General features: G+C 73.3%; 8 protein-coding genes. 2 read left to right on the forward strand and 6 right to left on the reverse strand.

From position 1 onward, the window contains the following. Nucleotides 1-57: 57 nt before the first annotated feature. The 3 genes from CCE01nite_RS13975 to CCE01nite_RS13985 form a co-directional block, all read right to left on the reverse strand. Entirely contained in the window at nucleotides 58-1,674 is a 1,617-nt protein-coding gene (locus CCE01nite_RS13975) for a CYTH and CHAD domain-containing protein (protein WP_084142517.1), read from the reverse strand. A gap of 401 nt (nucleotides 1,675-2,075) precedes the next feature. Continuing rightward, complete coding sequence (locus CCE01nite_RS13980; RefSeq protein ID WP_034626569.1) at nucleotides 2,076-2,777, reverse strand: hypothetical protein; 702 nt, start codon at nucleotides 2,775-2,777, stop codon at nucleotides 2,076-2,078. A gap of 296 nt (nucleotides 2,778-3,073) precedes the next feature. Beyond that, entirely contained in the window at nucleotides 3,074-3,397 is a 324-nt protein-coding gene (locus tag CCE01nite_RS13985; RefSeq protein ID WP_034626572.1) for a hypothetical protein, read from the reverse strand. A 116-nt stretch (nucleotides 3,398-3,513) separates the two neighbouring features. Between CCE01nite_RS13985 and CCE01nite_RS21380 the strand changes: the two genes are divergently transcribed. Next, nucleotides 3,514-3,678, forward strand: a complete 165-nt coding sequence (locus CCE01nite_RS21380) for a hypothetical protein (RefSeq protein ID WP_034626574.1) — start codon at nucleotides 3,514-3,516, stop codon at nucleotides 3,676-3,678. Nucleotides 3,679-3,774: 96 nt separating this feature from the next. Here the strand turns inward: CCE01nite_RS21380 and CCE01nite_RS13990 are convergent, their stop codons facing one another. Next, entirely contained in the window at nucleotides 3,775-5,397 is a 1,623-nt protein-coding gene (locus tag CCE01nite_RS13990; RefSeq protein WP_052103682.1) for a GH39 family glycosyl hydrolase, read from the reverse strand. A 180-nt stretch (nucleotides 5,398-5,577) separates the two neighbouring features. On the opposite strand from CCE01nite_RS13990, the gene CCE01nite_RS13995 reads away from it, so the two are divergent. After that, nucleotides 5,578-6,618: a LacI family DNA-binding transcriptional regulator gene (locus CCE01nite_RS13995; RefSeq protein WP_034626576.1), complete on the forward strand. Its 1,041-nt coding sequence runs from the start codon at nucleotides 5,578-5,580 to the stop codon at nucleotides 6,616-6,618. A 26-nt stretch (nucleotides 6,619-6,644) separates the two neighbouring features. On the opposite strand, the gene CCE01nite_RS14000 is transcribed toward CCE01nite_RS13995, so the two are convergent. Together CCE01nite_RS14000 and CCE01nite_RS14005 are read right to left on the reverse strand one after the other, a co-directional pair. Continuing rightward, on the reverse strand, nucleotides 6,645-7,529 hold the full coding sequence (locus CCE01nite_RS14000; RefSeq protein ID WP_034626578.1) for a carbohydrate ABC transporter permease: 885 nt from the start codon (nucleotides 7,527-7,529) through the stop codon (nucleotides 6,645-6,647). Next, on the reverse strand, nucleotides 7,529-8,401 hold an 873-nt coding region (locus tag CCE01nite_RS14005), incomplete at its 5' end, for a carbohydrate ABC transporter permease (protein WP_141372598.1). The genes CCE01nite_RS14000 and CCE01nite_RS14005, both read right to left, overlap by 1 nt.

The following is an 8,401-nucleotide window of genomic DNA, read 5'->3' on the forward strand; positions in this document are numbered from 1 at the left end:
TCGAGCGCGGTGGCCTCGCGTCGACGTCCGCACCGCTGACGTCCACCGGCCGCCCCGTCAGCGGAGCCACCGGCGCAGGCGCTTCTTGCTGGTCCTGGACCAGACCGCCGGCAGCCGCTCCTCGGCCTCGCGCGCGCGAACCTCCTCCAGGGCGTGCAGGCGGCCGTAGGTGAACGCGGCGACCGGGTCGGTCGTGGCCTGGGCGAGCTCGCGCAGGCGCTGACGCAGGACGACGGAGTCCTGGTGCTGACCGAGGAGCTCCTGGGTGCGCTCCATCGCGGCGGCGAACGCCCGGGCCCGGCCGCCGAACACGTCGCCGGCGAGCTCGGCCGCGTAGCGGGTCTGCTTCGCTGCCTTGCGGGCCTCGTGCAGCAGCTCGGCGCGCTGGTCGGCGTCGGTGGCCGCCCCCGCGCGCTCGACGAGCCGCCGCACCCGCGCGTACTGCCGCGCCACCCCACGCCGCAACGCCTTCCCGGCGGGTCGGCTGCCGCGCTGCGTGGTGGGCGGGTTCGAGACGAAGTCGTCGAGGGCGTCGAGGAGGCGGTCGTACCGTTCACCGTCGAGCTCGTGCACGAGCGCCTCGCGCGCGGCTCGGTGCGCGGACCGCAGCCGTGCGTCGGCCTCGCCCGCGGCCGGGGGGCCCGCGTCGTCCCCGTCCGGAGGGCCCGCGTCGACCATCTCCGTGGGGCCGGCGTCGACCGCCGGCTCGGTCCGCAGCACGCCGACGACCCGCTCGTGCATCACCTCGGCGTCCCGGACCTCGCCCAGGACGCCGGCGAGCCATCGGAGCTCCGCGCGCAGCGCCGTGACCGCGTCGGGGGCGAACGACGAGCGGAACGTGTCCAGGGCGCTGCGGAGGCGACGGGTCGCCACGCGCATCTTGTGCACGCTCCCGGGCCTGTCCATCCGCACGAGGAGGTCCTGCGAGCGCAGCTGCTCGAGCTGGTCACCGACGTACGCGAGCGCGACGCCGCTCGTCGGGGCCTTCGTCGGGCGACGCCTCGCCTTCTTCGGGCGGGCCGGCGCGGTGCGTCCGTCGGGCCCGAGCACGCGCGCGAGCTTCGAGGTGTGCGGTGCCGCCGCCAGCCCGCGTGCGGCCAGCTCGCCGGCGACGGCCGTCAGTGTCTCCTCGTCCCCGTCGAGGACCTCGACCTCGATCTCCTGCCAGGTGATCTCCGGCCCCGTCGCGTCGCCCGATCCCCCGAGCGGCAGGACCCGTCGGGCGCTGACCCGGTCGTGCGCCAGCTCGAGCAGCGGCCGGTCGGTGGCGTCGAACAGCCGGTGGACGGTCCGCCGCGTGGTGATCTTGGCGACGGGGACGAGCGGCCGGCCCTGCGTGCGCGCACGCACGAGCCGCTGCAGCACCTCGGGGATCGCGCTGCCCGCGCGCCCGGGCGGCAGCCGGACCTCCGACCGCTCGGACTCACCGCCCGGGACCTTGAGGTGCCAGCCGCCGTCCTGCCCGCCGACGCGTCGCCGCAGCGTCAGGTCGTGGCGCGCCAGGTCCAGGTCCGCGGTGTCGTAGTAGGTGGCGCGCAGCACGTGCTGCTCAGGCTCGCCCACGATGAAGGCCGTGCCGTCTGCCGCCGGCCCGGCGAGCTCGATCAGGCTCGGCACCTGGTCGTCGTCGTCGACGGCGAACTTCAGCTCGACCTCTCGGTGCACCTGAGTCATGCCCCAGTCCTACAGCAGAACCGCCACGCCGGCTCTGCACGGGGCTGCCGAGCGACGTCGTGCTCACCGCCCCGTGCAGCGCTGCTGCCCGGGCGGTACCGGCCCAGCCGGGCGCCTGCTCCCTCCCCGGCGAGGCCGGCCCCGCGGCTCTCACGACGGCGGGGTCAAGGAGCTGCTCGTACGTCTCGGGTGAGCCGCGACGGCGCTCCGCGCCCGACCGGCGCGCCGCATCGTCCGCTTCGGGTGACCCGCGCCGACACGTCCAGCGCACAGGCACGGAACGGCCGTACATCGCCGCCGGGCCCCACCACATCTCTCACGCGACCGCCACGGCGGGCCTTGGTGCGCCGCAGCACGTTCCGGGTCCACCGGGCGTCAGGTCCCCGTGGCGGAGACCGGGCTCAGACGGTCCCCTGCGTGCCAGGTACGTCCGGCAGGAGGGCTGCGAAGGGCCACGGGGTGACGTCGAGGTAGTGACGGTGCACCAGGGCGTGGACGTCGTCCTCGCGCGGCGGAAGGGCGTACCGGTTCCCGGCGAGCCCGCGGAGCACGGCGTTCAGGACCTCACCGGCGTCGGGGCGGCTCTCGTCCGGCAGCGTTCGGCCGTGCACCCGGTGCTGGTACCCCAGCCGCTGCATCACGAGGAACGTCTCCATGGCCCGTCGCCGGAGACCTGTCGAGGGCGTGACCGACGCATGGTCCTGGTCGGCGAGGTCGTGCAGGAGCTGGGTGACGCGCCCGGGGTCGCCGAGCTGCGGTCGCCACCGGGGCTTGCGTGCGAGGGTCAGGCAGAGCACGTGGAGGGCGTCCCGGTCGGCGTCGGCGGGCGTCCTGATCGTCCGGGCCGCGTACAGGGGTGCGACGTCGGACCTGTCGACGAGGCGGTCCACGAGGTTCGTGAAGGTGCGACGCCGCGTGCGCAGGTCGGCGACGGGAACGGCGAAGCGGCCCGTTGCGCGCACGCCGATGCCGATCGGGCCGCCCCCACGCGTGTGCGTCCACTCCCCCAGCATCCAGGCGTCGCCACCGTCGGGAGCAGCCCACGGCTCGTACGCCCACATGTCCTCGCCCGAGGCTGCGTACGCCTCGAACGGCAGATGCACCGAGCGCTCACCGGCGCGAACCCAGGCTCCGTGCGGGTGGAGCAGCAGGTCGCACGCCCCCGGCGCCGGGGCGACCCGGGACGTACAGGCCGCCGTCCGCGGGTCGGGCACCCTGCATCCACACGGACAGCGTCACAGCACACAGCCTGCCGCACGGGCCGGGACGTGCGAGCGACGCTCGTCGCACCCGGCCTGGTCCATGGACGCCGTCAGTGCTCCTGCGAACTCCGGAGGAGGGCGTCGCAGTCTTTCACCGAGCTCAGCAGCGTCCGCCGGGGCCCCGCGTGAGCGCTGCGTCACTCGGACGGTGGCCGGGGCTGCGGCAGGTCCGCCGCGTCGGGGACGGCGTCATGGTGCGTCGCGCCCCGCCCGGGCTCCTGGACGTCCGCCGCGGGGATCCACGCGAGCCAGTGCCGACCGTCGGTCCAGGGCTGCGCGACCCGCACGAGGCCTGCCGAGCGCGCCACGATCTCGACGTCGAGCGTCGCGGTGGACCCGTTGTGCAGGCGGGTCGTGACCCGGATCGGCAGTGCCGGGTCCACCGGCTCGACGTCGCCCTCGGGCGGCGCCGGCAGCGGCACGACGAGCTCGGACCACGGGGTCGAGGGTGGGTGGGTCACGGGCTCAGCGTGCGCCGCGCAGCGGGCTGGGGCGACCCGAGCGGGGTGCGCTCAGGACTCGGGGCGGATCGGGCGTCGACGTGCCGGGGCCACGAGGCCGTGCGAGCGTGTCGGGCATGAAGAAGCTGCTGCTCGTCCTCGTGGTCGCCTGGATCGTGCTGTCCGTGGTGGGCGCGGTGATCGAGGGGCTGCTCTGGCTGAGCGTCGTGGCGCTCGTCCTGCTCGCGGCGACGACCGTGTACGGGTGGGTCACCTCGCGCGGCTCGACGGACCGCAGGTAGTCCCGAGCGGGTTCGAGCCCCCGGGGACCGCTCTGACCGTGGTGCTCACGGCCCGGTGAGGCGGACACCGCTGATCGGTGCGGCGGCGGCGCGGCGTCAGCGGGCCGGCGCGAGCGAGACGACTGCCCACGGCGGCAGGTCCAGGTCGATCGTGAGCACGCCGTCGGCGGACACCGTCAGGTCGCTGACGAGCAGGTCGTCCGCCACGGTGTGCAGGTGCGACTCCTGGTCGCGGGTGAGGTTCAACGGCTCCCCCAGCCGGTGCCAGGCCTCCGCGACGTTCCCGTGGTCCCAGTCGAGCTGCTCGACCCGGTACGCGGCGCCGGGCGTGAGGCCGGCGACGGTGTGCCGGACACGACGGCGCGGTCCGCGCTCCGCCAGCCGCCGCGTCGCCTCGTACGACGTCGCGGAGCCGATGCCCTGGGTGCCCATGTCGTCCGGGTAGTTGAGGAACACGGCGGCGACGTCCCCGGAGCGGCTGTCCTGCGTGATCACCCCGTGGGGCACGGAGAGCAGCGCCCGGTCCCCGAGCCGGGCCAGCATCGCGAACGCGTGGAACGTCGGCTTGTGGATGCCCTGCTCGTTCACCAGGCCGAAGCCACCGTGGAAGGGTCCGACTCCCGCGCCGCCCTCCTCGAAGACGTCGGTGAACGTCCAGTAGGCGATCGAGTCGGCGACGCCCGCGCCGCGCAGGAACGCCCGCGTGACGTACGTCGCGGCGAACACGGTGTCGTGCATCGCGTCGCGGCTGGACGGGGAGCTCGACCACTCGGTCACGTGGAGCTCGGCGTCGGGGAACGGGCTGTCCTCGATGAGCCGCGCGAGCAGCAGGAGGTCGTCGTGGGTCGCGTCGACGTGACGATGGATGTGGCGCGTCGCACCGTCCGAGGCGAACGCGAAGTCCGTCGGGTACAGGTGGGTCGAGAGGAAGTCGAGCGGGACGTCGCGCGCGGCGCACCACGCGATCAGCTCCTCGATCCACACGGGGCGCCACTCGAGCGCGTCGACGTCGGCGGCGACGGCCGTCGCGTGCTGGGCGGCGCGGTCCTCGTACTCGCCCCGGTAGCGGTCGTCCGGGACGAAGACGCTCGTCGACGGCCCGCCCACCCGGAGCCCCGGGTCGACGGCCTTGACGGCCCGCGCGGTCGCCTCGTAGAGCTCGAAGTACTCGGTCCGGGTCCCCGTCCAGAAGTGCGGGACGAGGTTCGGCTCGTTCCAGATCTCGAACCGCCACTCCCGCACCTCCGCGAGCCCGTACCGCTCGACCCAGTGCTCCAGGGTCGCGGTGACGAGGTCGACCCAGCGCGCCATGTCCGTCGGGGGGCTGCAGTGCGCCTTCCACCAGAACAGCGTCTCGGTCTGCGTCGCGAGGTCGCGCGGCATGAAGCCGAGCTCGACGAAGGGCCGTGCCCCCGTCGCGAGGATCATGTCGAAGACCTTGTCCACGTAGGCGAACGTGAACCGCGGCTCCGCGAAGGGCGTGGGCGGTCCGAAGCCGCCGCCGTCGCTCGCGCGGTAGACGAACATGTCGTCGTGGAACAGGCCGTGGAAGCGCACGTGCCGCACACCGAGGACCGTGACCGCCTCCCGGAAGTGCGCCTGCCAGTCGGCCCGCAGCGCCTCGTTCGCGCGCCCCGCGCCGACGCAGTGGCTCCACACGTGCGGGAGCTCGCCCCCCTCGAGGTCGTGGCCGTCGATGCGAGGTCGTGCTGGCGTCATCTGTCGTCTCCCCGAGGTCGGAACGAGCGCAACAGTTTCGCAACGTCGCGGCTCAGTCGACCCTACCGACGCGCGCCGACGAGCGTCAACGTGCATCGGGCGCCCCGCGTCATCGGCGCGATTGACCGCCCGCTACGACGCTCGGTACCATCGAAACTCGTTTCGAGAACGGAGCACCCCGTGGTCGGTCGCCCCCAGCAGCGCGTCACGCTCGACGACGTCGCCCGCCTGGCGGGGGTGACGAAGGGAACGGTGTCCAAGGTGCTCAACGAGCGCAGCGACGTCGCCGCCGACACCCGCGCGCGCGTGTTCGCTGCGGTCGACGAGCTCGGCTACCGGCCGCCGTCGTCGCAGTGGAACCTGCCGCGGGCGCGGACCCTCGCCGCGGTCTTCGACGCCCTCGACTCCCCCTACATCACCCACGTGCTGCAGGGGATCCTCGACGCCGCGACGGCGGCCGACACGAGCCTGCTGGTCCGGCTCGCCCCCGACCGGGCCGTCCGCAACACCCGGGCCGCCGCCCGCGCCTGGGTGGCGGAGCAGCAGGCGGCCGGCGTCGTCGGCATCGTCGGCCTGACCCTCGGGACGCCGGGCGCGCTGCTCGAGGCGGCCGCCGAGGCCGGCATCCCGTTCGTCATGGTCGACCCGGTGGACCTCGACGACCCCGACGTCGTGAGCGTCGGGTCGACGAACTGGGCCGGCGGCCGCACCGCCACCGAGCACCTCCTCACCCTCGGGCACCGGCGCATCGCGTGGGTCGGCGGCCCGGAGACCTCGGCCGCCGCCCGCGAGCGCTTCCACGGCTACCGCGCGGCGCTCGACTCGGCGGGCGTCGACGTGGAGCCGGGACTCGTCCGGCACGGGCCGTTCTCCGTCGACACCGGCCGGGCCTGCGGCCACGAGCTGCTCTCCGCGCCGCACCCGCCGACGGCCGTCATCACCGGTGACGACGAGATCGCTGTCGGCGTCCTGGGGGCCGCCCGCGCGCTCGACGTGCCCGTCCCCGGGCGGCTCAGCGTGGTCGGGTTCGACGACACGCCCCAGGCCGCGTGGACGACGCCTCCGCTCACCTCGGTGCACCAGCCGCTGAGCGGCATGGGGCGCGTGGCCGTCGAGACAGTGCTCGCGATGGCCGTGGGCACCGCGCCGGCGTCCCGGTACGTCCAGCTCGCCACCTCGCTCGTGGTCCGGGAGTCGACGGCGCCGGCCGACGACGCCTGACGCACGGCGGTCGCGACGGCCGCCCGTCAGCCCTTGAACGCGCCGTCCATGATCCCCGCGACCATCCGGCGCCCGACGAACGCGAACGCGATCAGCAGCGGGAGCGTCGCGAGGAACGAGCCGCCCATCGCCAGGGCGATGTCGATCGACCGGTTGGCCTGGAGCTGCTTGAGCGCGATCTGGACGGTGAACAGCTCGGGCGACTTCAGGACGATGAACGGCCACATGAAGTCGTTCCAGACGGCGGTGAAGGTGATCAGGCCGAGCACGAACGCCGCGGGCCGCACGACGGGGAACGCGATGCGGCGGAAGATCTGCCACGAGCTGCAGCCGTCGATCCGGGCGGCCCCGATGAGCTCGTCGGTGACGGTGCTGGCCATGTGCTGGCGCATCCAGAAGATCCCGAACGCGTTCGCCAGGCCCGGGACGATGATCGCCTGGAGGGTGTCGACCCAGCCGAGCTCCGAGACGATGAGGTACTGCGGGATCACGCTGAGCTGGGCCGGGACCGTCATCGTGAGCAGCACGAGCAGGAACAGGACGTCGCGGCCCGGGAAGCGCAGCTTGGCGAACGCGAAGCCGGCGAGCGCGCACAGCAGCACCGAGACCACGGCGATCGTGAGGGAGACGATCAGGCTGTTGAGCAGCGACAGCACGAACGGCACCCGCTCGAACACCTTGGCCGCGATCTCGGGGAGGTTCGTGCCGGGGTGGAGCCGCGGCGGGGACGACGTGATCGCGGTGGCGCCCACCGAGGCGACGACGAACATGTAGTAGAGCGGGAACGCCGACACGACGACGGCCCCGACGAGCAGCACGTAGGTGTACCAGCGCACGGTGCCGAGCCGGCCTCCGTGCCGGCGGGTCGGCAGCGGTGCCGCGACGGGGGCGGCCACGGTCGTGTCGGGCATCAGCGACCTCCTCGGGTGCGCGTGGCCAGGAAGAAGTTGAGCGCCGCGGCGATCACGACGACGAAGAAGAGCACGACACCCACCGCGGAGCCGTAGCCGAACTCGAACTGGCCGAACCCCTGCTCGTAGAGGAAGAGGGCGAGGGTCTGGCACTGGCGCGCCGCCCCGCACGTGAGCCCGGACTCCGGGGCGACGAGGAGCGGCTCGGTGAAGATCTGCAGGCCGCCGATCGTCGACATGACGACGGTGAAGATGATGATCGGGCGCAGCGACGGGATGGTCAGCCGCGTGAACTGCTGCCAGCCGTTCGCACCGTCGACCGACGCCGCCTCGTACATCTCCCGCGGGATCGCCTGCAGGCCCGCGAGGTAGAGGAGCGTGTTGTAGCCGAACCAGCGCCACATCACCATCGCGGAGATCTCGACCCACGAGCCGAAGCGCGACGCGAGGAAGCTGACGGGCTCGAGGCCGACCGCCTCCAGCCCCCAGCCGATCAGCCCGAAGTTGCGGTCGAAGATCTGCCCGAACACGATCGCCGTCGCGGCGACCGACGTGATGTATGGCAGCAGCATCGACATGCGGAAGAACGCCGCCCACCGCAGCCGGGCGTGGTTGAGCAGGTGGGCCAGGCCCAGCGCGAGGACGAGCTGGGGAACCGTCGAGATCACGAAGATCCCGAACGTGTTCACCAGGGCGTTCCAGAACCGGGAGTCGGCGAACAGGCGCTCGAAGTTCGCGACGCCGACGAACGTCTGGTCGCCGATGGGGTTCCAGTCGAACAGCGCGACGTAGAACGTGAAGAGCAGCGGGAACAGGCCGAAGACGCCGAAGACGACGAAGAACGGCGCGACGTACGCGTACGGGGCGAGCCG

The organism is Cellulomonas cellasea (assembly GCF_006538745.1).
GTDB lineage: Bacteria > Actinomycetota > Actinomycetes > Actinomycetales > Cellulomonadaceae > Cellulomonas_A > Cellulomonas_A cellasea.